Annotated in this window: 24 protein-coding genes; 10 read left to right on the top strand and 14 right to left on the bottom strand. The window is 66.0% G+C overall.

What is annotated here, in order from left to right; genetic code table 11:
• Window positions 1-2: 2 nt before the first annotated feature.
• From ACZ9J7_RS12060 to ACZ9J7_RS12045, 4 genes are read right to left on the bottom strand one after another with little or no spacing between them, the layout of a single operon-like run.
• On the bottom strand, window positions 3-770 hold the full coding sequence (locus ACZ9J7_RS12060) for an amino acid ABC transporter ATP-binding protein (protein ID WP_476209655.1): 768 nt from the start codon (window positions 768-770) through the stop codon (window positions 3-5).
• On the bottom strand, window positions 767-1,810 hold the full coding sequence (locus ACZ9J7_RS12055; RefSeq protein WP_476209653.1) for an amino acid ABC transporter permease: 1,044 nt from the start codon (window positions 1,808-1,810) through the stop codon (window positions 767-769). The genes ACZ9J7_RS12060 and ACZ9J7_RS12055 overlap by 4 nt, the downstream gene beginning before the upstream one ends.
• Window positions 1,811-1,816: 6 nt before the next feature.
• Complete coding sequence (locus tag ACZ9J7_RS12050; protein WP_476209651.1) at window positions 1,817-2,722, bottom strand: ABC transporter substrate-binding protein; 906 nt, start codon at window positions 2,720-2,722, stop codon at window positions 1,817-1,819.
• Window positions 2,723-2,749: 27 nt separating this feature from the next.
• On the bottom strand, window positions 2,750-4,018 hold the full coding sequence (locus ACZ9J7_RS12045) for an alpha-hydroxy acid oxidase (RefSeq protein ID WP_476209650.1): 1,269 nt from the start codon (window positions 4,016-4,018) through the stop codon (window positions 2,750-2,752).
• A gap of 140 nt (window positions 4,019-4,158) precedes the next feature.
• On the opposite strand from ACZ9J7_RS12045, the gene ACZ9J7_RS12040 reads away from it, so the two are divergent.
• Together ACZ9J7_RS12040 and ACZ9J7_RS12035 are read left to right on the top strand one after the other, a co-directional pair.
• Entirely contained in the window at window positions 4,159-5,781 is a 1,623-nt protein-coding gene (locus tag ACZ9J7_RS12040; RefSeq protein WP_476209648.1) for a PucR family transcriptional regulator, read from the top strand.
• An 87-nt stretch (window positions 5,782-5,868) separates the two neighbouring features.
• On the top strand, window positions 5,869-6,363 hold the full coding sequence (locus ACZ9J7_RS12035) for a DinB family protein (RefSeq protein ID WP_476209646.1): 495 nt from the start codon (window positions 5,869-5,871) through the stop codon (window positions 6,361-6,363).
• Window positions 6,364-6,381: 18 nt separating this feature from the next.
• Here the strand turns inward: ACZ9J7_RS12035 and ACZ9J7_RS12030 are convergent, their stop codons facing one another.
• Window positions 6,382-7,299 carry a LysR family transcriptional regulator gene (locus ACZ9J7_RS12030; RefSeq protein ID WP_476209644.1) on the bottom strand — a complete coding sequence of 306 codons (918 nt, stop codon included), beginning with the start codon at window positions 7,297-7,299 and terminating at the stop codon, window positions 6,382-6,384.
• Between the two features lie 95 nt (window positions 7,300-7,394).
• Here ACZ9J7_RS12030 and ACZ9J7_RS12025 point away from each other — a divergent pair, with 95 nt between their 5' ends.
• From ACZ9J7_RS12025 to ACZ9J7_RS12015, 3 genes are all read left to right on the top strand, one after another.
• Window positions 7,395-8,417 (top strand): MBL fold metallo-hydrolase, encoded by a 1,023-nt coding sequence (locus ACZ9J7_RS12025; protein WP_476209642.1) that lies wholly within the window; start codon window positions 7,395-7,397, stop codon window positions 8,415-8,417.
• Between the two features lie 15 nt (window positions 8,418-8,432).
• A complete protein-coding gene (locus ACZ9J7_RS12020; RefSeq protein WP_476209641.1) occupies window positions 8,433-9,749 on the top strand; it encodes an MFS transporter in 1,317 nt (438 codons plus the stop codon).
• A 100-nt stretch (window positions 9,750-9,849) separates the two neighbouring features.
• Window positions 9,850-10,587, top strand: a complete 738-nt coding sequence (locus ACZ9J7_RS12015) for a hypothetical protein (protein WP_476209640.1) — start codon at window positions 9,850-9,852, stop codon at window positions 10,585-10,587.
• Between the two features lie 4 nt (window positions 10,588-10,591).
• Here ACZ9J7_RS12015 and ACZ9J7_RS12010 read toward each other — a convergent pair whose 3' ends face one another.
• On the bottom strand, window positions 10,592-11,641 hold the full coding sequence (locus ACZ9J7_RS12010) for a helix-turn-helix transcriptional regulator (protein ID WP_476209639.1): 1,050 nt from the start codon (window positions 11,639-11,641) through the stop codon (window positions 10,592-10,594).
• A gap of 167 nt (window positions 11,642-11,808) precedes the next feature.
• Between ACZ9J7_RS12010 and ACZ9J7_RS12005 the strand changes: the two genes are divergently transcribed.
• Window positions 11,809-12,243 (top strand): nuclear transport factor 2 family protein, encoded by a 435-nt coding sequence (locus ACZ9J7_RS12005; RefSeq protein ID WP_476209638.1) that lies wholly within the window; start codon window positions 11,809-11,811, stop codon window positions 12,241-12,243.
• Window positions 12,244-12,254: 11 nt separating this feature from the next.
• On the opposite strand, the gene ppsA is transcribed toward ACZ9J7_RS12005, so the two are convergent.
• From ppsA to ACZ9J7_RS11990, 3 genes are all read right to left on the bottom strand, one after another.
• The gene (gene ppsA, locus ACZ9J7_RS12000; RefSeq protein ID WP_476209636.1) at window positions 12,255-14,666 is read right to left on the bottom strand and encodes a phosphoenolpyruvate synthase; all 2,412 of its coding nucleotides are present in this window, start codon (window positions 14,664-14,666) and stop codon (window positions 12,255-12,257) included.
• 147 nt (window positions 14,667-14,813) lie between these two features.
• Complete coding sequence (locus ACZ9J7_RS11995) at window positions 14,814-15,632, bottom strand: pyruvate, water dikinase regulatory protein (RefSeq protein ID WP_476209635.1); 819 nt, start codon at window positions 15,630-15,632, stop codon at window positions 14,814-14,816.
• Window positions 15,633-15,723: 91 nt separating this feature from the next.
• Window positions 15,724-16,533, bottom strand: a complete 810-nt coding sequence (locus ACZ9J7_RS11990) for a slipin family protein (RefSeq protein ID WP_476209633.1) — start codon at window positions 16,531-16,533, stop codon at window positions 15,724-15,726.
• A gap of 239 nt (window positions 16,534-16,772) precedes the next feature.
• On the opposite strand from ACZ9J7_RS11990, the gene ACZ9J7_RS11985 reads away from it, so the two are divergent.
• The 3 genes from ACZ9J7_RS11985 to ACZ9J7_RS11975 are packed head-to-tail and all read left to right on the top strand — an operon-like array spanning window position 16,773 to window position 17,844.
• Window positions 16,773-17,414 (top strand): hypothetical protein, encoded by a 642-nt coding sequence (locus tag ACZ9J7_RS11985; protein WP_476209631.1) that lies wholly within the window; start codon window positions 16,773-16,775, stop codon window positions 17,412-17,414.
• Window positions 17,407-17,565, top strand: a complete 159-nt coding sequence (locus ACZ9J7_RS11980; protein WP_476209629.1) for a hypothetical protein — start codon at window positions 17,407-17,409, stop codon at window positions 17,563-17,565. The genes ACZ9J7_RS11985 and ACZ9J7_RS11980 overlap by 8 nt, the downstream gene beginning before the upstream one ends.
• Window positions 17,566-17,613: 48 nt before the next feature.
• A complete protein-coding gene (locus ACZ9J7_RS11975; protein WP_476209627.1) occupies window positions 17,614-17,844 on the top strand; it encodes a hypothetical protein in 231 nt (76 codons plus the stop codon).
• On the opposite strand, the gene ACZ9J7_RS11970 is transcribed toward ACZ9J7_RS11975, so the two are convergent.
• Window positions 17,831-18,094, bottom strand: coding sequence for a hypothetical protein (locus ACZ9J7_RS11970; protein WP_476209626.1), 264 nt, complete (start codon window positions 18,092-18,094; stop codon window positions 17,831-17,833). The genes ACZ9J7_RS11975 and ACZ9J7_RS11970 overlap by 14 nt on opposite strands.
• A gap of 171 nt (window positions 18,095-18,265) precedes the next feature.
• Between ACZ9J7_RS11970 and ACZ9J7_RS11965 the strand changes: the two genes are divergently transcribed.
• Window positions 18,266-18,754: a hypothetical protein gene (locus ACZ9J7_RS11965; protein ID WP_476209624.1), complete on the top strand. Its 489-nt coding sequence runs from the start codon at window positions 18,266-18,268 to the stop codon at window positions 18,752-18,754.
• 25 nt (window positions 18,755-18,779) lie between these two features.
• Here ACZ9J7_RS11965 and ACZ9J7_RS11960 read toward each other — a convergent pair whose 3' ends face one another.
• The 4 genes from ACZ9J7_RS11960 to ACZ9J7_RS11945 all read right to left on the bottom strand — a co-directional run bounded on the left by ACZ9J7_RS11960 (window position 18,780) and on the right by ACZ9J7_RS11945 (window position 22,459).
• Complete coding sequence (locus ACZ9J7_RS11960) at window positions 18,780-19,865, bottom strand: DUF2891 family protein (protein WP_476209622.1); 1,086 nt, start codon at window positions 19,863-19,865, stop codon at window positions 18,780-18,782.
• A 21-nt stretch (window positions 19,866-19,886) separates the two neighbouring features.
• Window positions 19,887-20,858, bottom strand: a complete 972-nt coding sequence (locus tag ACZ9J7_RS11955) for a DUF979 domain-containing protein (RefSeq protein ID WP_476209620.1) — start codon at window positions 20,856-20,858, stop codon at window positions 19,887-19,889.
• Window positions 20,855-21,568 carry a DUF969 domain-containing protein gene (locus tag ACZ9J7_RS11950; RefSeq protein ID WP_476209619.1) on the bottom strand — a complete coding sequence of 238 codons (714 nt, stop codon included), beginning with the start codon at window positions 21,566-21,568 and terminating at the stop codon, window positions 20,855-20,857. The genes ACZ9J7_RS11955 and ACZ9J7_RS11950 overlap by 4 nt, the downstream gene beginning before the upstream one ends.
• Before the next feature lie 213 nt (window positions 21,569-21,781).
• A complete protein-coding gene (locus ACZ9J7_RS11945; protein WP_476209617.1) occupies window positions 21,782-22,459 on the bottom strand; it encodes a GntR family transcriptional regulator in 678 nt (225 codons plus the stop codon).
• Window positions 22,460-22,483 lie beyond the last annotated feature (24 nt).

The following is a 22,483-nucleotide window of genomic DNA, read 5'->3' as shown; positions in this document are numbered from 1 at the left end:
AGTTACAGCACTTTGGAAAGGAACTCCTGGGTCCGTTGGTGGCGGGGATTACTGAGAACCTCCCGCGGCGGCCCGGCCTCCACCACCACGCCTTCATCCATGAAGACCAGCGTGTCCGCGACCTCACGGGCGAACCCCATCTCGTGGGTCACCACCACCATGGTCATGCCGCTCCTGGCCAGTTCCTTCATGACCTCGAGCACCTCCCCCACCAGCTCCGGATCGAGGGCACTCGTGGGCTCGTCAAAGAGCATCAGCTTGGGGTCCATGGCAAGGGCACGGGCGATGGCCACCCGTTGCTGCTGCCCGCCGGACAGGTGGGCCGGGTAGGCGTCCCCCTTGTCCCCCAGCCCCACACGCTCCAGAAGCTCCTTTGCCCGGGCGGTGGCTTTGGCCTTGGAAAGGCCTCTCACCCGGATGGGGGCCAGGGTGATGTTCTCCAGGGCCGTCAGGTGCGGAAAGAGATTGAAGCGCTGGAACACCATCCCGATTTCCCTGCGCTGGAAGGCCGCTTCCGAGAGCTTGAGTTCATACAGCTTGCCGCCCTTTTGACGGTAACCCACCAGCTCGCCGTCGATCGAAAGGCGCCCGCCGTCCACCCTCTCCAGGTGATTGATGCAGCGTAGGAACGTCGACTTGCCCGATCCGCTGGGCCCCACGATGCACAGCACCTGGCCGCGGCCCACCTCCAGGCTGATCCCGCGCAGGACCCTGTTCGTACCGAAGTTCTTGGAAACCTTCTCGGCAAGCACCATCGGCACGCCCGTCATCCCTTACCTCCAAAATCGTTGCCCAGCGGAGCCCCTGGCTCTCCCGGAAGCACTGCCCCGGGGGCCGCCGGGCCTGCCGGCGCTGCCGTGTCCGGCGTCGGCGATTGCCTGCCCGAATCCGCACGGCCGGTGCCGCGGGAGAACCGCTTTTCAATGAAGTGCTGGCCCACCATCAGGACCGAGGTGAAGAGCAGGTACCACAGGGACGCCACGATCAGCAGCGGAACGGGAGTGAATGTCACCGCCGAAATGCCGCGGGACACGCCGTACAGGTCGATGCTCAACGGGATCGCCGCCACCAGCGAGGTGGTCTTCAGCATCGAGATCACCTCGTTGCCCGTGGGCGGAATGATGATCTTCATGGCCTGCGGCACCACCACGAACCGCATGGTCTGGCCCCAGGACAGGGCCAGTGCCGTGGCGGCCTCCTCCTGGCCCCGGTCCACGGAGAGCAGCCCGGCGCGTACGATCTCGGACATGTAGGCGGCCTCGTTCAGGCCCAGCCCGATCACGGCGGTGATAAAGAGGTTGGTGAAGATCGAATTGGGGATCGTCACCCACGGCTGCATGAACGGGATGCCCAGCGTGAACACCGGATAGATCAGGGACACCAGGCCCCAGAAGACCAGCTGCACGTACACGGGGGTTCCCCGGAAGATCCAGATGTACAGCCAGGCGATGTTCTTCAGCACCGGATTGGGCGACAGGCGCATAATGGCCAGCACCAGGCCGATGACGATCGCGCCGATCATGGCGTAGATGGTCAGCGACAATGTCACCCACGCAGCCTGGCTGATCCGGCGGTCAAAGATGTATTTGCCCACCTCCGGCCAGCCGTAGTCCGGGCGCTGTGCGGCGTCCAGCACAAACACCGCCAGCCCGAGCACCAGGACAACGGCAATCAAGATCCGCCAGGGGTGGCGGAGCGGAATCGCGACGATGGCCTCGGGCGGAGCATCGTCCGCGGCGCGCCCGCTGCCGCTGCGCGGGCCTCTGCCGTGGCCCGCCTCAATCATTCCGTCGGATTCCGCCCTGCTCATGTTCTGCTACCCCTTGGATGCCACGTTGAGTGCAGCCGTCTTTACTCCACCGGCTTCCACTCCCCACTTGGACAGGATCTTGGTGTAGGTGCCGTCGTCGATCAGCGACTGGAGCGCCTTCTGGAGGACCGGAGTGAAGTCGCTGCCCCTGGCGACGGGGATGCCGTAAGGAGCCACCTCAAATGCGTCGCCGGCAGTCTGCAGCTTGTCCTTGGTCTTGGAGATCGCGTACAGGGTGACGGGTGAATCAGCGCTCATGGCGTCCACCTGCCCCACGGCCAGGGCGTTGGTCGCCTGGTCCTGCGCGTCGAACTTGAAGATCTGGATTGCCGGCTTGCCCGCGTCCGTGCACGCCTTTGACTTCTTGGGCACTTCGTCGGTGTCCTCGTAAGTCGTTGCCTGGACAGCCACCTTGAGCCCGCAGGCGTTATTGGGGTCCACTGTCTTGCCCTTGGGAGCCGCCCACTGGATGCCCGCCGAGTAGTAATTGAGGAAGTCCACCTGCTTTTCGCGTTCCTTGGTGTCGGTGAACGAGGACATGCCCATGTCGTCCTTGCCGCCTCGCACCGCGGGCAGGATGTTATCGAAGGTGCCGATATCGAAGTTGACCTTCAGGCCCATCACCTTGCCCAGTGCGTTGGTGAGGTCCACGGACCAGCCCGCCGGCGCTCCGTTGTCGTCCTTGAACTCGTTCGGCGGGTAGTTGTTGGCCATACCGACGTTCAGCACGCCGGCGCTCTTGATTTTGTCCGGCAGCGACGCCGCGATCGAGTCGTTCTTTTTGACGTCGACGGCAGCTGCACTGCCGCTCGCCGACGCCGGTCCCGTGGCGGCCGGCTGGCTGTTGTCCACGCATCCGGAGAGCGCGAGCGCGGCTACTGTAAGGACTGGGAGTATGTATCTGGTGCGCATGGCTTCCTTAGCTTTCACGGATTTTCTTTAGTTGTTGCCTGACTTCGTTGTCTCAAGAATTTCGCCGGAAGAACGGAGGTCACGGAGGATCTCCGCACCCCTGGATTTCAGCTCAGGGACGCTGGAAACGCCTACCAGCGTCATGGTACGCCTGAGTTCGTCCCCGAGGATGTCTATGATGCGGCCTACGCCAGGAGATCCGGCAGCGACCAGACCGTAGAGGTAGGCCCGGCCGATGGAGCAGGCGTCTGCTCCGAGCGCCAGCGCCTTGAGGATGTCGCTGCCCCGCCGGATTCCGGAGTCCACGTAGATCTCCAGCGAGTCACCTACCCGCTGCCGCGATTCCTGGAGGACGTCCATGGGGCTCAGCATGTGGTCCAGCTGGCGACCGCCGTGGTTGCTCAACTGCACGGCGTCCAGCCCGATCCGGGCTGCCTTGTCGACATCGGATGGGTTGACGCAGCCTTTGAGTACGATCTTGCCCTGCCAGGCCTGACGCAGTGCTTCGAGTTCCTTCCAGCCGCTGGATGCGTCCGAATGGCCCAGGATGTGCTGCCACATGGAGGGGGTGACCATCGAGGTGGCAGCGGCATTGTGTGGATCCAGATTGGGGAAGCTGATGCCCTCCGACTTCAGGAAGTTGACCCACCATGATGGGCGGCGGGCAATGTCAGCGATAGTCGAAAGCGTCAAGGCGGGCGGAGCGGTAAAGCCGTTGTGGAGGTCGCGTTCCCTTGCACCGAGTGCACGGGTGTCGACGCCGACAATCAGTGTGGTGAACCCCGCAGCTTTGCAGCGCGCCAGCTTGTCCTTCGCGGCCTGCGGGTCCGAGCCGAGCCCGAAGTTGAACCAGCGGTCCAAGCCGGGGTGGCTCCGGGCAATGGTCTCCATAGCCACTGTGCTTAGCCCTGCAAGTCCATAAGGGATGCGGGCGCGGTCGGCTGCCGCCGCGACGGCTACCTCCCCCTCGGGGTGGAACAACCGGGTGGCGCCGGTAGGGGTCAGTGTCAATGGCAGGGCGCTGGTCCTGCCAAGCAGGACTGTGCTGGCATCAGGTCCCTCGACAGGCCCCCAGCTGGGCATGAGGGCCCAGGAGTCGAAGACAGCCCGATTGCGACGTAGCGTCACCTCGTCCTCTGACCCGCCGTCGAGGTAGTCGAAGATTCCTGCGGGCAGGACTTTGCGCGCGGACTTCCGGTATTCCTCCACGTTGTACGCGTTGGCCAGCACACGGCGCCGCCGGGAGAATACGGGTGCTTTGACCTGGATGAGCTCCTTGGCTTCGCTGATCTTCAATGACGGCCTTCCCCTGCATACTTTTGCTTCGTTGACTTCAGCGTAGGAAGCCGCGGGCTGTGCGACTATGGAGAAACCCACAAGTCAGGAGTTTCCGAATTAGCGAAAACTACCAAAGTGCCGGTTTCGGCACTTCCGGGGTGCCCGCCGTCGAGCCCCTCTCCCTGCCCACCCTCTTGGATGTGGCACGCTCCACGGGTTCGGAGATCGTGAGCCTGGTCGAGGTGCCTGCCAATGGCCAGCAGGCGGTGGCTGGCTCGGTCCTGTACGACTCCATGGCGCCGCCTGCCAAGTATCCCGGTGCCGTTGCCCTGGCCGTCGGCCTCTCCTTGTCCGGGAAGCGTCTGCGGGCCAAGGTCCAGGACCTCGCGGATGCCGGCTATGTGGGAATCGTCTACAAGACCAATGGAAAACCGGACACCGCGCTCCGGGCGGCCGCCCGCGAAACAGGAATGGCGCTCTTTCGCGCCTCGGACTCAGTGCCGTGGAACCAGTTGGCAGAGATCATGGATGCGGCCGTCATACCGCACCGCCAGTCGGGACGCACGCTGGTGGACATCCGCCCCGGCGACCTGTTCGACCTCGCCAACACAGTGGCCGCGCAGGCCGGGGGCGCCGTGGCGATTGTTGATCCCGATCAAACCATCCTTGCCTACTCAACGCTCCCGGACCAGCCCATTGATGAGACCCGGCGCAGTTCCATCCTGCGCCTGCAGGTACCGCGGTCGGCGGAGACAGACAAGGACTACCGGCGCGTCCATGCTGCAACCGATGTAGTGGACGTGAAGACGGAAGACCCGGGGCTGCGCCGCACCGCCACATCCATCCGCGCGGGAGCGGGGGTGCTGGGGTCTCTCTGGCTCCTGGAACGGGCCGGTCACCAGAATAAGGAGGCAGACCGGATCCTGCGGGAAGCGGCGAACGTCGCCGCACTCCACATCCTGCACAAGCGCACCACTTATGTTTCGAACCTCACGCGGCAGCTGGACATGGTCCAGCCGCTGCTGTTCGAACCGAAACGCGCCGAGCTGGCGGCTATCCGGCTCGGTATCTCCGCGGACGCCATCCGGGTGGCGGCGCTCACGGCGTGGCCACCGGACGCCGTGGCTGCCCAAACCCTGCAGTCACGCCTCCGCCTCTTCGACACCATCAGAACCGCCTGTGCGATACGGCTGCCCTCTGCGGTCTGCGGACTTTCAGACAACATTGTGTATGTCGTACTGCCACAGTCAAACGATTCGGACTGGCATTTCCAGCGCGGCGCCATCCTGGCAATTGTTAGGAATGCGCGACGGGCCCTCGGCCGCCCTGTCCTGGCCGCACTGGGCACCGCGGTTACTGTAAACCGGCTTGCAGAGTCCCGGATCAATGCCGAGACGGTCCTGTCCGAATTGATCCGCACCGTTGCGGAAGGACAGATCGACCAAGACTCGGACCAAGTGGTGGCTGACGATGAATCGCTGGGCTCGCGCCTGCAGCTGCGCCGAATTGTGTCGTCGTTGACCGCGGCCGGGCAACTCCCCGGATTGCACGCCACGAGGATCGCAGACTACGACGAACAGCACAAGAAATCCTTTGAGGAGACCATCCGGGCGTACCTGAACTGCGGCGGCAACGCCATGGAAACGGCCAGTGCACTGAAAGTGCATGTCAACACGGTCCGCTACCGGTTGTCCAGGGTGAAGACGCTCTTCGGCATTGACCTTGACGATCCCGAGACGCGGCTGCTCCTGTGGCTGCAGCTATGGGCGAGGCATAACTAGCGTGCAGGCTAGTCGGTCGCCTGCACGATGGCAGAGTCCCGACAATCACGACGGCGGGGGTGACGGTCCGCTTGCTAGGGTCTGCGTATGGCCTCCCACTCCCACTCCATGGACGACGTCATCAACGAGCCTGAGCGCGTCCAGTTCGAGTTCTTCCTGGACGAGCACCGGGCCGCGCTGGACGCGTGCCTTGACGGACTGACCGAGGAGCAGGCACGGCGCCGGCTGGTCCCGTCCCGCACCACCCTGTTGGGCCTGGTGAAGCACGCCACCTTCGTGGAAAAGGTCTGGTTCGATGAGGCCTTCACGGGACGCCCGCGCCGCGACATCGGCATTCCCGCCACGCCGGACGAGTCATTCATCCTGGACGACAGCGATACCATCGGCTCAGTCCGGACAGCCCACCGGGATGCCTGCGCCGCTTCCCGTGCCGCGGCCGCTCCCCTCGGCCTCGATGACGTGGTGACCGGGAACCGGCGCGGACCCGTCCCGCTGCGCTGGCTGTACCTGCACATGCTGCGCGAACTGGCGCAGCACTGTGGCCACGCGGACATCCTGCGCGAACAGATCCTGGCGGACTAACCGCCGGACCCTGGGCGATCACCAGTCGGTGGGCGCAGCACTGGCGATCTCCTTTGCCACCTCGAGGACCACGTCAACGCGGCGCGGACGGCGTCCACCGGGCGGGACGGCTGCCACCACACCGTTGGAGGGCACGTCGTCCGCTACCGGAACCACGGAAACGCCGAACTCCGGGTAGAGGTGTTCCATGCCAGGCCAGACGTTGCTGATGCTGTAGGCCTGCCCGCTTGCAACGATGCCGCGGATCGTCTCAGACACCGCGCTCCTCCACCGGACGCGCGGCTCGACACCGGCGGACTGGAACATTGCCATCAGGCGCTCGGCGCTGGGCGGCACATTCAACAGGACAGCGTCCTGGTCCGCGAGGTCGGCGAAGTGCAACGACTCGCGGGCCGCAAAGGGGTGGTTGGCGGCAAGCAGGAAATGCAACCGGGACTTGGCAATGGGTATGAGGTCCACGCCGGCAACAGCCTGGAGCGAGTAAACAAAAGCCGCGTCCAGGGAACCACCCGCCGCGGCCTGCTGCAGTTCTTCTGCGGCGCCTTCGGTGAAGTCCACTTCGATGTCGGGCCACCGCCGGCCCACTTCGGCCAGAAGCCGCGGCATCAGCCGGGGGCTGATTGCCACCATGCATCCAATCGACACCCGTCCACGGGGTTCCTCCCAGCCAGAACGGACGGCATCCGGAATTTCGGCCGCCTCCCCCAGGACCCGCCGGGCCCGGGCACCGAGCGCTTCGCCGGCAGCAGTTGGCACAACGCGCTTGGAGCGGGTCCTCAGCAGGAGTTCAACACCGAGGGCACGTTCCAACTGCGCGATGGCCATCGACGCTGCGGCCTGGGTGATGTTGCTGTTCCTGGCCGCGTCGGTAACGGATCCCGCATCGAGCACCGCAACGAAGTATTGGAGCTGGCGCAGCGTGAATTCGGCTGGCATAAGTTTTCCTGATCATAGTTCTCAAATTGATTGATTATACAAATGAAGTGTGCCAGACCACACTTGAAACCAGCCTCGAACCAAAGGAGATTCATATGGCAACCCCACCCTTTGTCATCACGCTCGGCACTGCCGGAGGTCCCCGTTGGTGGGCCGCGGCTGACTCCGGCGAACGGACAGGGATCGCCACCGCCGTCGTGGTCGGCGACGCGTTCTACCTTGTCGACTGCGGCCAGGGAGCGGGCAGGCGGCTCGCGCAGGCCGGCCTGGACCTGAAAGACCTGCGGGCCCTGTTTATCACCCACCTCCACTCCGACCATGTCTATGACCTCGCAGGCCTGGGCATCTTCGGCCTTTACGCCCTCCAGCACCGCACCAGTGACCCCGTGCGCATCATCGGCCCCGGAGACCGCGGCGCGCTGCCCCCGGTGTCCCCGCGTGCCGCCGTCGCCCCCGCGCCCCTCGCCCCCTCAAATCCCACCCCGGGCACCCGGGACATGTTCAAAATGCTGATGGCTGCACACGCAACGGACCTCAACGACCGCATCCTCGACAGCCTCAAGCCCAGCCCCCTCGACGTCTTCCAGGCCGAGGACATCCGTATCCCGGACGGGACCGGATACCACCCCAACACCAACCCGTGCCCGCAGATGGACCCCTTCGAGGTCTACCGCGACGAACTCGTGACCGTGACCGCCATCCTCGTGGAGCACCCACCCGTGGCTCCCGCGTTCGCGTTCCGGTTCGACACCGCAGAAGGTTCGGTGACCATTTCCGGCGATACATGTTTCACGCAGAATCTGGTCACCCTTGCACAGGACACCGATCTTCTGCTGCACGAGGCAATCGACTTCGACTGGGTCGAGCAACTGTACGGCGACAAGACAGACAGCGCCTCGCGTGCTGCCCGCGACCACCACTACAAATCACATACGAGCGTGCGTGACGCCGCCAAGGCCGCGGAGGCCGCCGGCGCCGGCCAACTTGCCCTGCACCACCTCGTCCCCGGCCACGCACCCGATCGGGTCTGGCTGGAGGCAGGCGAACACTTCTCCGGCCGCTTCATCCTGCCCACCGACCTCGACACCATCCCTCTCCGCCCCAGCGCTGAGAACTAGACGTCAGGAACAGACATGGCCTCAACAACCCCTCTCATCAACGGCACGCAGGACGTCTCGCTCAATACAAGGGACATGCGCCGCATCCTCGGATCGTCCTTCATCGGCAGCGCGATCGAGTACTACGACTTCATGCTCTATGCGACGGCAGCGTCGCTGGTGTTCGACAAGGTGTTCTTTGCTGACCTGGGCCCGGGCTTTGCGCTCTTCGCCTCGTTCGCAACGCTCGCGGTGGGTTACCTGGCGCGGCCACTCGGCGGCGTTGTATTCGGTCACTTCGGTGACCTGCTCGGGCGCAAGAAAATGCTGGTGATCTCGATGCTGATCATGGGCTTCGGCACCGTCGCGATCGGCCTCCTTCCCACGGCGGAGCAGGCCGGCCTGGCAGGCCCGGTCGCCCTGGTGCTCCTGCGCTTGATCCAGGGCATCGCTGTCGGCGGCGAATGGGGAGGTGCCGCCCTCATGGCGATTGAGCACGCCCCGGCCAAGCACCGGGGATTCGCGGCGGCATTCGCCAACGCCGGCGGCCCCGCCGGCGCGATTCTTGGCACGCTTGCACTCTCATTGTTTGCGGCCGTGTCCGGTAAGGACTTCCTCGTTTGGGGTTGGCGCATCCCGTTCCTGCTAAGTGCTGCGCTCATCGTCATCGGGCTCGTGATCCGGCTCAAGGTGTCCGAAACTCCCGCATTCCAACGGCTTCAGCTGGAGGGGGAACAGCGGAGGGTGCCGCTGTTCGATGTCCTGCGCAACAACTCCCGCGCGGTAGTCCTGGGCCTCGCTGCCGCCACGGCCTTCTATGTCTGCCAGGCGATGACCACAGTCTGGGGTGTATCCGTCGCCGTAGGGAACGGCGCGGACAAGAACGGCGTACTGAACATCAAAGCTGCCGCCGCAGTCCTGACCCTCATCATCTGTTTCTACTCTGCCCGAATGAGCGACCGGATCGGCCGGAACCGTGTTCTTATCGGCGCCTCCGTCCTCGGCATCATCCTCGCCTACCCCGTCCTGATCCTGATGACCAACGGGACGCTTTGGGGCTTTGGCGTGGCGATAATCCTCGGGAATGGACTTGTCCAAGGGTTCCTCTATGGACCAATCGCCGCCTACGTTGCCGAACAGTTCCCCACCCGTAACCGCTACACCGGAGCCTCACTCGCCTACCAGGGAGCCTCGATGCTGGGGGCAGGCTTTACGCCCATGATCGTCACGGGCCTGAGCCTGGCCGGCGGCGGAAGCATCTGGCTTATCGGGGTTTTCTGGATTGCCGTCTTGGCGGCGGCCGTGGCCGCAGTCCGCCTCACCCCGGAGGGCACGCGCCAATCGATTCAGTGAGCCGCCGGCCTGGAGTGCCTCCGCCAGGGCACTCCAGGCCGTTGAAGCCGTGCGGGGCCGGGCGTAAACTCAGCCCACATCCATGCGGAGGCGGCAAGCCATGAAGACCATCCGGACACGGGCCCTCGAAGCTGAACACCACGCCACGCTCACCCCTGGAGACGACGAGCGGTTCTCCGGATACGGCGTGATGGGCCTGACCTTTAGCACCGGCCACGTCCTGGCCATGCGGCGGTTCCCCGTGACCAGCGTGGGGCCCGGCTACACCTCTGTCTGGCTGCGCCGGCCCTCCGGTTCCTGGAGCATCTACGCAACAGCAGCACCCGACGTTTCCTGCGCCCGCTATTTCAGCGCCGGACTCACCGAAGCCGTCCAGTCCGACGTCAGCGTCGAATGGACCGGCGACACGTCCTTCACCGTGACCGTCGGCCAGGACCTGGACCTCGCCTGGGACGTGGAACTGGTGTCAACGCCGGTCACCGCGGCCATGAGCGCTGTCATGTCGGTCCTGCCCAACAAGCTCCTGTCCAGCGCGGCATTCCTGAAAACCATGGGCTCCGCCGCCGGCCCCATGCTCAGCGCCGGACGCCTCGGGCTGGCGGGCAGCGTACCCAACAAGCAGGGTTTCCGGGCCAAACCCCGGAGGATGTGGTTCATCTCCCGCAGCACGGCAACCCTCGGCGGCGAGGACCTCGGCACCCCGCAGCCACTCACCGTCCAGACCCGCCTCGGTGACTTCTGGATCCCCCAGCGCGGCATCTTTGTGATCGGTGCGTCGTCGTTCGACCGGTTCGATCCCGCCCTGCATCTCCCGGCCACCGCCCGCAGGACGGCGTAGGAAACTACGCCACCAGCCGTGCCACCAGCTCGCCCCGGCTGCCGACCCCCACCTTCCCGAAGACCGATTTGAGGTGGTCATGGACGGTGTGCGGTGAAATAAACAGGTGCCGGGCGATTTCCGCCGTCGAACTGCCCGTCAGCACCTCGAGGCACACGTCGCGTTCCCGCGCTGTGACGCCGTACGCCATCAGCAGCAGGCTGGCGAGTTCATGGGTAGTGGCCGGTTCCACGGTAACCACCATCTGCTCGGGGTCATCTCCGGTGATCAGCCTGCAGGCCTGCAGCACCACCCAGTTGTTCCCGGCGTCCCGCATCCTTGCCCGGGCGGTCCCGGACACTGCCGCGTGGGCCTGTGCCACCACAGCATAGAGCGTCTGGCTGAACCGGCCCGGCGCCGCGTCCTCCACCGCGGCGAGCCAGGAAGCGGCCGCGGGAGTAGCCGCGCGCAGGTCGCCGTGCAGGCCGGCCAGCACAATGACGGGCCCGACGGCGGCCGGTCCGGCGGCCCGCGCCACGCGGACCACGGCGCGGGTCGCCGCAGCCAGGGTGGCGGTGATGGCGGAGAGGAACTCCACCTCCCGGTCGGAAAAATCCCGGCCCGCCTCCCGGAAGATGCTGCCCACTCCCCAGCACGCCTCATCCACCCGGAACGCTGCGCGGAGCTCGTGTTCCAGGCCCAGCGGCCTGAGCAGGTCGTTGATCCGTACGCTGCCGGCCACCTCACGGTGCGGCGCGTCCGAGATCCTGGCCACTGGCCGTGGACGCCGCAGGAGCTCCACGAACGTGTTTGGCTCCCGGCCCGTGTACTCCGACTGGGCAAACCGCAGGAAATACTCCTCGAACTGGTGGCTGGCCACCGGCCACCGCTGCCAGTTGGAAATGGAGGTCATCGCCATCGAATCGGGGTCGACGCCGGCCCAGCAGCCCTGCTCGAACGGCACCTCCCGCTGCACGACGGCGAGCGCCGACGCGTAGAGGTCGGCCAGGTCCATCCCGGCGGCGGCCATGGCCGCGATCTCCCGCCGGGCACGCTCCGCGCGCTCCTCCCACATACCTCCAGTATGGTCCCGGCGGCCAGCGCGGCAATCCCCCAATTTGGGGGTTCCGGTGTGCCCCGAAACCCCCGGCGAGGGGATCGCAACGGTGCGTTCCGGCGTCGTACGTTCCTTCTATGACGCCGGGCACCCGGGCCCGGCGCCGGCACTCAGCGGAGGCTCACATGGGACAGGCACGCGACGCCATGGACCGCCTGATGGCGGCCATGGACGCAAAGGACAGGGACGCCCTGGCCGGCTGCTACGCCGGGGACGCGGTCATCCGGACTCCGGACCAGGCCCGCCTTAGCGGACGGACGGCGATCGCGCACTATTACGCACACTTCTGGGAGGCGATGCCTGACGTCAGGTACGAACGGACAGCCACGCATGAGGCCGGGGACGTGGCCATTGCCGAAGGCTTTGTGGTGGGGACCAACACCGGGCAGCTGGGCCTGCCTGCCGGCGGTACGCTGCCGCCCACCGGAAGGCAGGTCCGGGTCAGGAGCTGCGATGTCACTGCGGTGGAGGACGGCGTAATCACCTCGCACCGCGCCTACTTTGACCAACTGGAACTCCTGGGCCAGCTCGGGCTGCTGCCCGAACCGGCCCAAGGGTAAGTGGCTGGGCGCTATACGCCGGCAGCCGCGGCAACGTTCGGCGTTTCCTCCGACGCGCCGGCGAGCCGGAGCCAGGTGTCCACGACGGTGTCCGGGTTCAGGGAGACGGAGTTGACGCCCTCCTTCACCAGCCACTCGGCGAAGTCAGCGTGGTCGCTGGGGCCCTGGCCGCAGATGCCCACGTACTTTCCGCGGGCGCGGCAGGCCTTGATGGCCATGCTGAGCAGCTTCTTCACGGCGGCGTCCCGCTCGTCGAAGCTGTTGGCAACGATGGCCGAGTCGCGGTCCAGCCCCAGGGTCAGCTGGGTCATGTCGTTGGAGCCGATGGAGAAGCCGTCGAAGTGTTCCAGGAACTCATCGGCCAGGAGCGCGTTGGAGGGCAGCTCGCACATCATGATCACTTCAAGGCCGTTTTCGCCGCGGCGCAGGCCGTTCTCGGCGAGCAGTTCGATGACGCCCTGTGCCTCGTCCAGGGTCCGCACGAACGGGATCATCAGCTTGACGTTGGTCAGGCCCATTTCGTTGCGGACGAAGGACAGGGCCTCGCACTCAAGGTCGAAGCAGTCCCGGAAGGACGGCTCCAGGTAGCGGGACGCGCCGCGGAACCCGATCATCGGGTTCTCTTCGTGCGGCTCATACGCCGGTCCGCCGATGAGGTTGGCGTACTCGTTGGACTTGAAGTCGGACATGCGCACGATCACCGGCTCCGGCGCGAAGGCCGCGGCGATGGTGGCCACGCCTTCGGCAAGCCGCTTGATGTAGTACTCGCGGGGGCTGTCGTAGGCGCTGATCCGCTGCCGGATTTCGGCGGCCACGTCCTCGGGCTGGCTGTCCAGGTTCAGCAGGGCCTTGGGGTGGATGCCGATCTGCCGGTTGATGATGAACTCGAGCCGGGCCAGGCCCACGCCGTGGTTGGGCAGCTGCGCAAACGTGAACGCCTGCTCCGGCGTGCCCACGTTCATCATGACCTTCACCGGCGCCTCGGGCAGTTGGGTGATGCCGGTTTCCTCAACACTGAAGTCCAGCAGGCCCTGGTAGATGGTGCCGGTCTCGCCGTCGGCGCAGGACACGGTGACTTCCTGGCCGTCGGACAGGGTGTCCGTTGCGTTGCCGGTGCCGACGACGGCGGGGATCCCGAGTTCGCGGGCGATGATGGCTGCGTGGCAGGTGCGTCCGCCGCGGTTGGTGACGATCGCGGAGGCCCGCTTCATGATGGGTTCCCAGTCGGGATCGGTCATATCCGCCACCAGGACGTCGCCGGTCTGGAAGGAGGCCATCTGGTCGATGGAGGTGAGGATCCGGACCTTGCCGGCGCCGATCCGCTGGCCGATGGCACGGCCCTCAACCAGCACGGAGCCGCTTTCGTTCAGGCGGAACCGGCTCATGCTGCCGGGCGCGCGGCGTGACTGCACGGTTTCCGGGCGTGCCTGCAGGATGTAGAGGCCGCCGTCGGTCCCGTCCTTGCCCCACTCAATGTCCATGGGACGGCCGTAGTGCTTCTCAATGGCGACGGCGTGCCGTGCAAGCTGCTCCACGTCGTCGTCCGTCAGGCTGAAGCGCGCACGCAGGGAGTCCTCCACCGGCACGAAATCGATGGTGCGGCCGATCTCGCTGCTGTTGGTGTACGTCATCTGCAGGGCCTTCTCGCCCAGGCCGCGCTTGAGGATCGCCGGGCGGCCGGCCTCCAGGGCGGGCTTGTACACGTAGAACTCATCCGGGTTCACGGCACCCTGCACCACGGCTTCGCCCAGCCCGTAGGAGGAGGTAACGAACACGGCGTCCTGGAAGCCGGACTCGGTGTCCATGGTGAACATGACGCCGGAAGCGCCGACGTCGGAACGCACCATGCGCTGGATGCCGGCGGAGAGCGCCACCTCAGCGTGCTCGAACTTGTGGTGCACGCGGTAGGCGATGGCGCGGTCGTTGTAGAGCGAGGCGAAGACGTCCTTGATGGCCTGCAGGATGTTACCGATTCCGCGGACGTTCAGGAAGGTTTCCTGCTGCCCGGCGAAGGAGGCATCGGGGAGGTCCTCCGCGGTGGCGCTGGACCGGACGGCCCAGGACAGGTCGGCGGAGCCGGCGTGCTTGTCCACCAGCTGCTGGTAGGCCTCGCGGACCTGCGCCTCGAAGTCCGGCAGGAAGGGCGTGTCACGGACCAGTGAGCGGATTTCCTGGCCGGCCGCGGCCAGGGCGGTCACGTCATCGGTGTCCAGCCCCACCAGGCGGTCGGCAATCTTCTGGTCCAGGCCGGAATCGGAGAGGAACCTGCGGTACGCGTCCGCGGTGGTTGCGAACCCGTCCGGAACCTGGACGCCGGCGGAGGTCAGGTTCTGGACCATCTCGCCCAGGGAGGCGTTCTTGCCGCCCACCTTGTCCAGGTCCTTGAGTCCAAGTTCAGAGAACCACAGAACGTCTGTCGTCATGATTGCTGCTCCTTTGCAGTGGGGTGGCGTAGGCAGGGCCGGCCACCCACGGTAGTGCCGGCCGGAAGAAAAACCCTGTCCACAGTTTCAGGTCTGCCGCTTAGTTTCCACATGATGTGCGACACACCACGTTTGTGAATATTTTCGTCAGTGCTTCAGGTTCATCCGTTGCAGGATGGTGGCTGCCATTTCCTCGACGGATACGGTGGCGGAGTTGAGGTACGGAATCCGGTGGGAGACATACAGTTGCTCGGCGCTGCGCAGCTCAAAACCGCATTGCCGCAGCGATGCATAGGGCGAACTGGGCCGCCGCTCGGTCCGGATCTGGCTGAGCCTCAGCGGGTTGGAGGACAGGCCGAAACACTTCGACACGAACGGCTGCAGCGGCTTGGGCAGACCGTCGCGCTGGAAGTCTTCGTCCACCAGCGGGAAGTTCGCGGCGAAGATCCCGTGCTGCAGCGCCAGGTACATGGTGGTGGGCGTCTTTCCGCACCGGGACGGGGCCACCAAAATCACCTGGGCCTTTTCCAGCGCCCGCAGGCTCTGGCCGTCGTCGTGCTCCATGGCATACTCCACCGCCGCCATCCGGGACTGGTAGCGCGCGGCGTTCCCCAGGCCGTGCGCCCTGCCCGGCTCCCCGCTGGCCGGCGCACCCAGGGCCTCTTCCAGGACGCCCACATGCGTGCCGATCAGGTCCACGATCACACCCTTGCAGCCAGCCAGGATTTGCCTGATCTCGCTGCTGACGGCGGTGGAAAAGACCAGCGGCTGCGGCCCGCTGGCAGCCAGGCCGTCGATGGTCCGCACCACGGACCGCGCCTGTTCCTCGGTGGTGATGAAAGGGATAGTGACGCGGTCGAAATTGTCCACGGGAAACTGCGTCAGCAGCGTATTCCCCAAGGTTTCCGCGGTGATGCCGGTGCTGTCCGAAAGAAAGTAGACAGGCCGTAGAGCAGCAGTGGTCATGCCATGACTTTAGCGTCCGGCGGAGTCCGGGAACGAAAGGGCCGGACCGCCTCGGTTCACGGGGCCGCGGCGTTGATTGTCCGTGCGCTGGTCAGGCCGCTTTGACAGGCGACTTGCTGCCGGAGGACGCCGACTGGCTTTCGCGGGCCAGGAAGGCGGACAGTTCACCGATGGTGCTCATGAGCGGAGCGGGGAAGACCACCGTGGTGTTCTTGTCCACGCCGATCTCCACCAGGGACTGCAGGTTGCGGAGCTGCAGCGCCAACGGATGGGCCATCATCGTGTCCGAGGCGTCGCCCAGGGCCGTTGCGGCGATGGCCTCACCTTCGGCGGCAATGATCTTCGCCCTCTTTTCCCGTTCCGCCTCGGCCTGCCGGGCCATGGCGCGCTTCATGCTTTCGGGCAGTTGGATGTCCTTCAGTTCGACCAGCGTGACTTCGACGCCCCACTCGACCGTGAGCACATCGAGGATTTCCCGGATATCGGCGTTGATCCGTGCAGTTTCGGACAGGGTCTGGTCCAGCGTGTGCTGGCCCACCACTTTGCGCAGAGTGGTCTGGGCGATCTGGTCGATGGCCGCGGCCACGTTCTCGATCGCGATGACGGACTTTACGGCGTCCACGACGCGGTAGTAGGCCACCGCCGACACATCGACGCTCACGTTGTCCTGCGTGATGATGCCCTGGGACTGGATGGGCATGGTAACGATCCGCAGGCTCACCAGCGGCAGCCGGTCAACCACCGGGATAATCAGCCGCAGCCCGGGCTCCCGCACTCCCATGACCCGGCCGAGCCGGAAGAGCACGCCCTTCTCGAACTGGCGCACGATCCGCACGGACATCCTTGCCACAATGAGGAGCAGGACGACGAGGACAATGACAACGACTGTGGTGGGGTCCATCAGGATCCCCTCCTGTTTTGCTGGGCGGGACCTGCCGTTGCCGGGCCGGCGCCGTGACAAGTGCCCTGCCTCTATTTTCCCACCAAAGGATGAAAAGGAGCCCTGGGGCCGTCATTTCCGGGAAGACCAGGCAGGGCCGGAGGCTAGACTGGCGCAGGTAAGGACGGATTGGGGGATCCAGGGTGGCCATTGCCGCCGTTCCGCTGGTCGGTCACCGCCAGCGCACCCAAGGACCGCTGATGACCTTTTTCCAGGACTTTCCCGTCCCTCCCCTGCCGCCCCGGCCGCGGTCAACCAGGCACGTCCCGCCCCCTTGGGTGGCTGCACCCGCCTATGAACTGCCTGCCGTTGTCCATCTGGGCAGGTTCGTGAGCCGGACACCGGGAATGGTGGTGGCGGTCAAAGGCGCCGAAGTCTTCTCTACCGGGTGCCTGTTCAGTCTGTCCTGGCTCTTCCGCCGGACCGATCAATCCGATAGGGACTGGGACGATTTGCAGCCGCTGTTCTTCCAGCCCGGCAGGGGCTTTCGCGGGCGCAGCGAACGGCAGACCGGGCTGATGTTCGGCGTCGAATTCCCTGACGGTTCAAAAGCGAGCACCGGCAGCCAAATTCCCTACGGGCTGGTGGAACCGGGCACCAACCCGGAGCCTCCGGTCCTCGCCCTGAACGGCGGCGGTGGCGGCGGGGGCGATGAGGAGTTCTCCGGCAGCGGCACCCTCTGGCTGTGGCCGCTTCCGCCTGCCGGTGACGTCCGGCTGGTTTGCCAATGGACCGACTTCGGGTTGGAGGAAACGTCCCTGATGCTCGACGGCGGGGCGTTGCGTCAGGCGGCGGCGTCCGTTCAGCAGTACTGGCCGGAGGAGGACAGCGCTGTTGGTTAACGGGACTGAATTTATCCTGCTTGTCCTCGCCGGAGCAGTCTTCTTCTACCTCCTGTACGGCGTGATCCGCGCGGGCGTCCGCGACGGGATCGGCCAGGCAGACGAGCGGCGCGACAGGCGTCGCGAGCAACGGGACCGACCCGTCCCCTGAGTGGCCCGCTCCGCCGCTGCCACGACAGAAGCGGCGCATACTGGTCATATGAACGCGACTGGTGCCACTTTGCTGCTGCCTTGGCTGGCGCTCATTCCGTGCCTTGCCATCTGGGGCTACAGCCTGGTCGACTTCAGCCAGACCGACGAGCGGGACATCCGGACCTTCAGCAGGGACACCTGGCTGGTATTTCTCGTTTTAGGAAGCGTGCTGGGCGGAGTTGCCTGGCTCGTGGCCGGACGTCCCCGGCCGCCCGGCGTCGGACCTAAACCGCGCTGACGATGCTTCCATAGCCCTGCAGGAACATCCGGCGGCCCTGGCCTTGGTCCGTCCAGATCCAGATGACGGAGTAATCCGATGTCACAGCGTCCACCACGCCAGTGCCTGCTACGGTTCCTTCGGCGAACCGGACACGGTCGCCAACGGCCAACCGGGGATGCCGGGTCCGCTTCCGCCGGGGCTTGAGCGTGATGACTTCCCCTGCTGCGGCGGAAACTGGCGGGCAGGTACCGTTCTGGTTGCGGTGCATCGGCTTTTCCTTGGGCTCGCGGGCGGTGGCCAGCTCATTACGACCCTGCCCGCTGCTCCCAGGTCACGCTCCACGCGCGGTGAGGAAAGACTAGCGCGCGGCACACCCCGGACGCACCACCGGAGCCTACCGCACAGATTGTGACTGTCGCCGGCGGCTTACACTCAAGGCATGAAACCGGGGTGGGGGATCCTGAACATGGAGGTGCTGCTGGTGGGGGCGGTGCCTGCCGCAGGATGCAGCACAGTCTGCCCGGCCGTGGGATACGCCAGCATCATTACCGTCACCGTTGCCGGGGATAATTCGGCCGTCGACGAGGTCCAACTGTGCAGCAACCTGGGGTGTTCCGAACGGCAGGCGGACTACGGACTGCCGGTGCCTATAAAGACCGTGGCGCCCGACACCCCGACTCCCACCGAAACTGCTCCAGGTTCTACCCACACCCCTGCCCCGTTCCTCGGCACCAGGACGGCTCCCGACACGTGGGCTTTCACTGTCTCGTCGGCTCCGCTTCCGCAGCACGTGGCACTCCGGGCCCTCAGCGCCGGCCGCACCCTACTGGCCCAGCAGGAGACTGACCTGGTGTGGACCAGGGTGGGTGGTTCCGAACAGTGCGGCGGGCCTGTGACCACGCCCCCGATCATCCTGCGCGTTCCGTGATGCGGGCGGCCGCGGCCCAGGCAGGTCAGTCCAGCGCCGTCACGGAGCCCAGCGCGTCCCAGGCGAAGCTGGCCAGCCAGTGCGTGGACATGAAGTCGCCGCTCTCCAGCCCGCGGAGCCCGGCCTTCAACAGCGGGTCCAGGGCCTCGTTGAGCACAGCTGCCGAGGCGGAGGCCTCCGATGTGGAGGATTCGCGGAGCGTGGCGATGATCCGGGCCACCTGCCCGGCGCGGGTCAGGTTGAGCCCGTGGAGGTGCACCAGGTAGCCGTCGGTTTCGTCCGTGACGCTGACAGGCTGCAGGATCCGCGACTCCGCGGAAAGGCCGGGGAGGAACGCCGCGAACCAGGCGGCGAACTCGTCGGCGGACAGGACACGGCGCATCAGGTCCGCCTCGCTCAGCCCGGCGGAGAGGAAGTCCTGGCCGCTGAGCTCCCAGTCGCCCGGCCAGCCCCGGTCATTGGCGAACCAGGTGCGGGCCGCTTCCTCGCATGCCGCGGCAGCATCGGCCCGGCCGAGTGACCGGAAGGCATCCAGCATGTAGCCGACGCCGAACGCGGCGTTGGTGTGCAGCCCGTGCCGCACCGGGTACTGGGCCTTGGCCATCCACGCCACACTGAGCTCCGCCACGGCGTCCACCAGCGGCTCCAGGGCCGCGCCCCATTCCCGGAGCTGCGCATCGGAGGAGCCAGCACATGTGGCGGCCAGCCGCATCAGCCACGCCCACCCGTAGGGCCGCTCCCAGGACGGGTTGGCCACCAGGTAGTCCCGTTCCACCGCCAGCTTGGCCTGCGTCAGGTTGGCGCCCAGCGCTGCCCGGAGCGACGCCTCGGTGGAGCTGTCCACCCAGGCCGCCGTGCCGCCGTCGGACGCTCCTTCCGAAGCAGCCGCAACAGCAGGCGAGCCCAGGAGGCTGGCGCCCAGCCAGTGCATGTGCACGCAGGAGTGCCAGTCGAAGGAGGTGTAGAAGGCGGGGTGGATCTGCTCCGGGGTGGGCCGGTCGTCAGCAGACGCCTGGGTGTGGTGCGCGGAGTGCGGGTAGGGCTCGGCGAGGTTGCCCAGCACCACGGCCGCGTAATCCGGTGCCGCCTGTGCGCGAAGATCGTTGTCCATGGTGCTCCTTTGCGAAGGGGTTTAGTGGAAGGCCAGGAAGTACATCAGTCCGATGTTGACCGCCAGCAGCGGGATGGCCGTGCCCACCTGGGCCGTGATGACGCCGTACTTGTTCTTCATTTCCAGCAGCGCGGACGGCACCAGGTTGAAGTTGGCGGCCATGGGGGTGCAGAGCGTGCCGCAGAAGCCGGCGAGCATGCCGATGGCGAAGACGATGGCGGGGTCGCCGTGGAAGGTCTGCACCAGCACGGGCCAGCCGATGGCCGCCGTCATGATCGGGAACGCCGCGAAGCCGTTGCCCATCAGCACAGTGAAGAGGAACATGCCCACGCAGTAAACGATCACGCCGGCGATCAGCGAGCCTTTGGGCAGCAGGCCCGATGCCAGCGTGCCCACGGCGGTGCCCACCCCGGCCTTGGTGAAGAGGATGCCCAGCGTGGTGAGCATCTGCGGCAGCAGCGCTGCCCAGCCGATGGATTCGAGGATGCGGCGGCTTTCGAAGATGGGGGTCGCCGGGTTTTTCGGCTTGAGGATGACGAGGGCGACGACGACGGCGGCCACGGCGCCGATGGCCAGGGCTACCAGCGTGGTGTTCTTGGGGTCCAGCAGCGGGGTGCCGCCGATGTTCAGCACAGGCGCTGCAAGGACCAGGATGACGGTGACCAGGGGCAGCGTCAGGGCCGGGATGAAGAGCTTGTTGCCGAAGCGCTTCGCGAAGGCTTCACGCTCCGGGCCGCTGGAGGTGCGGTGCTTCCCGTGGCCCAGCAGGCCGGTGGAGGCGAGGACCACCAGGACCAGGACCGCGACGCCCAGGATCCAGCCGGGTGCGGTTCCGGCCTGGACCCAGGTGCTGTAGAAGAAGCACAGGCCCAGGATGCCCCAGAAGGCGGAGCTGCCCCAGCGGCGGGGGTGGTTGGTATCGGCGGCAATCAGCGATGCCCAGGCGACGAACAGCAGTCCGATCAGCCAGTAGACGGCTTCAACGTTGATCATTTGGCTTCTCCTGCGGTTTCCTTCTGGGCGGTGAGCTCAAATTCGCGGTATTCCTTGTCCAGCTGCTTGTCCAGGCGCAGGAGCCGGAAACCGTGGATGAGGAAGGCTGCGATGGCGGTGGGGATGGCCCAGAGGGCCAGCTGGAGCGGTTCCAGGTGCAGGTGGTACGTGGTGTCCACGAACGTGGTGATCAGGAGGATGGAGCCCACGGCCACGAACACGTCTTCACCGAAGAACACGCCCACGTTGTCGGCGCCGGCGGAGTGCCCCTTGATCTTCTCGCTGATCTTTTCCGGAACGTGCCCGTAGCGGCGCAGCGCGGCGCCTTCGGCCATGGGGAACACCAGCGGGCGGACGGTCTGGGCGTGGCCGCCGATGCTGTTCAGGCCCACGGCGGCGGTGATCTGGCGGACGGCCAGGTAGCCGATCAGGACGCGGCCCGCCGTCAGCTTGGCCAGCCGGCCGATGAGGACCTTGGCCTGCTCCTGCAGCCCGAAGTACTCGATAATGCCCACCACCGGCAGCACCGCCACGAAGATGGTGACCGAACGGCTGCTGGCGAAGCCGGTGCCGAACGAGTCGAGGATCTGCGCGGGGTTCATCCCGCCCAGCAGCGCGGTGACGATGCCGGCGACGGTGACGACGATCAGGGGGTTCAGGCGGATGGCGAAACCAACGATCACCAGCAGCACCCCGATGAGTACAAGCATGATTATCCCTTCCCAGGGGACCCGTGACGGGTCTGCGAAAAGTGGGGGCCGGCGCGTCCGTGCCCCCGGTTGAATGGTTGGGCGGCGCCGGGGGGCGGGAGCCCCGGTTACGTCAGAGCTGCAGGATTTTGTGAGCTGCAGGACAACGGTGTGATCCACAGCATATCGTTTTGTTCAACAATCCTGCAACCCTCCCCGGGAAGGGTTTTTGGGTTAGCGTTCGACGGCGGCGAGCAACTGGGCCTCGGCGCGGTCCAGGTAGGTGGAGAGGAAGTCCGCTGCCGCGGCCCGGTCCCCGGCCTCCAGGAGTTCCACGATCCTGGCGTTGTCCTGCACGTACGGCTCATGGAAGGCAGGGTTGGCGGCCATCGAGTGGAATACCAGGCGCATCTCGGCCAAAACCTGCTCCATGAGGCTGTTGAGCCGCTCACTGCCTGCACGGTTTACCAGGGCGCGGTGGAAGTCCTGGTTGGCGCCGGCCATGCCGGGAATGTCCCCGTCCGCGGCGGCGGCCCGGGCCGTTTTCACGATCGCCGCCAGGGGCTCCAGCGGGGCCGCTCCGGCCCAAAGCACGGCTGCGGGTTCCAGGAACCGCCGGACGCGGTAGATTTCGCGGATGTCGTCCGCGGTGGGGTGTGCGACGAACACGCCCCGGTTGGGGATGCGGGTGACGATGTGCTCGGCATGGAGCGCGGTGAACGCCTCCCGCAGGGTATTGCGGGACACACCCAGGGCCTCGCGGAGGGCTTCCTCCGCGAGCTTGGAACCGGGCTTGAGCTTGCCGGCCTCGATGCGGCTGCGCAGCTGGGCGGCCACCCAAAGGCCCGTTTCGGCGTGCTTAGTGGTCCTGGCCTGGGCCTGGAGATCGGCCAGCACCTCGTCAAACGTCATGGCACCACGATATCGGCCCCTGCC

It is taken from the genome of Pseudarthrobacter sp. TE9888 (assembly GCF_056279345.1).
The sequence above is the reverse complement of the archived record's forward strand: the minus strand, read 5'-3'. Positions and strand labels throughout refer to the sequence as shown.

Excerpts from the sequence above, each read along its gene's own strand:
- ACZ9J7_RS12060 (WP_476209655.1), bottom strand. The coding sequence starts at position 770 with ATGACGGGCGTGCCGATGGTGCTTGCCGAGAAGGTTTCCAAGAACTTC.
- ACZ9J7_RS12055 (WP_476209653.1), bottom strand. The coding sequence starts at position 1,810 with ATGAGCAGGGCGGAATCCGACGGAATGATTGAGGCGGGCCACGGCAGA.
- ACZ9J7_RS12050 (WP_476209651.1), bottom strand. The coding sequence starts at position 2,722 with ATGCGCACCAGATACATACTCCCAGTCCTTACAGTAGCCGCGCTCGCG.
- ACZ9J7_RS12035 (WP_476209646.1), top strand. The coding sequence starts at position 5,869 with ATGGCCTCCCACTCCCACTCCATGGACGACGTCATCAACGAGCCTGAG.
- ACZ9J7_RS12030 (WP_476209644.1), bottom strand. The coding sequence starts at position 7,299 with ATGCCAGCCGAATTCACGCTGCGCCAGCTCCAATACTTCGTTGCGGTG.
- ACZ9J7_RS12025 (WP_476209642.1), top strand. The coding sequence starts at position 7,395 with ATGGCAACCCCACCCTTTGTCATCACGCTCGGCACTGCCGGAGGTCCC.
- ACZ9J7_RS12020 (WP_476209641.1), top strand. The coding sequence starts at position 8,433 with ATGGCCTCAACAACCCCTCTCATCAACGGCACGCAGGACGTCTCGCTC.
- ACZ9J7_RS12015 (WP_476209640.1), top strand. The coding sequence starts at position 9,850 with ATGAAGACCATCCGGACACGGGCCCTCGAAGCTGAACACCACGCCACG.
- ACZ9J7_RS12010 (WP_476209639.1), bottom strand. The coding sequence starts at position 11,641 with ATGTGGGAGGAGCGCGCGGAGCGTGCCCGGCGGGAGATCGCGGCCATG.
- ACZ9J7_RS12005 (WP_476209638.1), top strand. The coding sequence starts at position 11,809 with ATGGGACAGGCACGCGACGCCATGGACCGCCTGATGGCGGCCATGGAC.
- ppsA (WP_476209636.1), bottom strand. The coding sequence starts at position 14,666 with ATGACGACAGACGTTCTGTGGTTCTCTGAACTTGGACTCAAGGACCTG.
- ACZ9J7_RS11995 (WP_476209635.1), bottom strand. The coding sequence starts at position 15,632 with ATGACCACTGCTGCTCTACGGCCTGTCTACTTTCTTTCGGACAGCACC.
- ACZ9J7_RS11990 (WP_476209633.1), bottom strand. The coding sequence starts at position 16,533 with ATGGACCCCACCACAGTCGTTGTCATTGTCCTCGTCGTCCTGCTCCTC.
- ACZ9J7_RS11985 (WP_476209631.1), top strand. The coding sequence starts at position 16,773 with ATGACCTTTTTCCAGGACTTTCCCGTCCCTCCCCTGCCGCCCCGGCCG.
- ACZ9J7_RS11975 (WP_476209627.1), top strand. The coding sequence starts at position 17,614 with ATGAACGCGACTGGTGCCACTTTGCTGCTGCCTTGGCTGGCGCTCATT.
- ACZ9J7_RS11970 (WP_476209626.1), bottom strand. The coding sequence starts at position 18,094 with ATGCACCGCAACCAGAACGGTACCTGCCCGCCAGTTTCCGCCGCAGCA.
- ACZ9J7_RS11965 (WP_476209624.1), top strand. The coding sequence starts at position 18,266 with ATGAAACCGGGGTGGGGGATCCTGAACATGGAGGTGCTGCTGGTGGGG.
- ACZ9J7_RS11960 (WP_476209622.1), bottom strand. The coding sequence starts at position 19,865 with ATGGACAACGATCTTCGCGCACAGGCGGCACCGGATTACGCGGCCGTG.
- ACZ9J7_RS11955 (WP_476209620.1), bottom strand. The coding sequence starts at position 20,858 with ATGATCAACGTTGAAGCCGTCTACTGGCTGATCGGACTGCTGTTCGTC.
- ACZ9J7_RS11950 (WP_476209619.1), bottom strand. The coding sequence starts at position 21,568 with ATGCTTGTACTCATCGGGGTGCTGCTGGTGATCGTTGGTTTCGCCATC.
- ACZ9J7_RS11945 (WP_476209617.1), bottom strand. The coding sequence starts at position 22,459 with ATGACGTTTGACGAGGTGCTGGCCGATCTCCAGGCCCAGGCCAGGACC.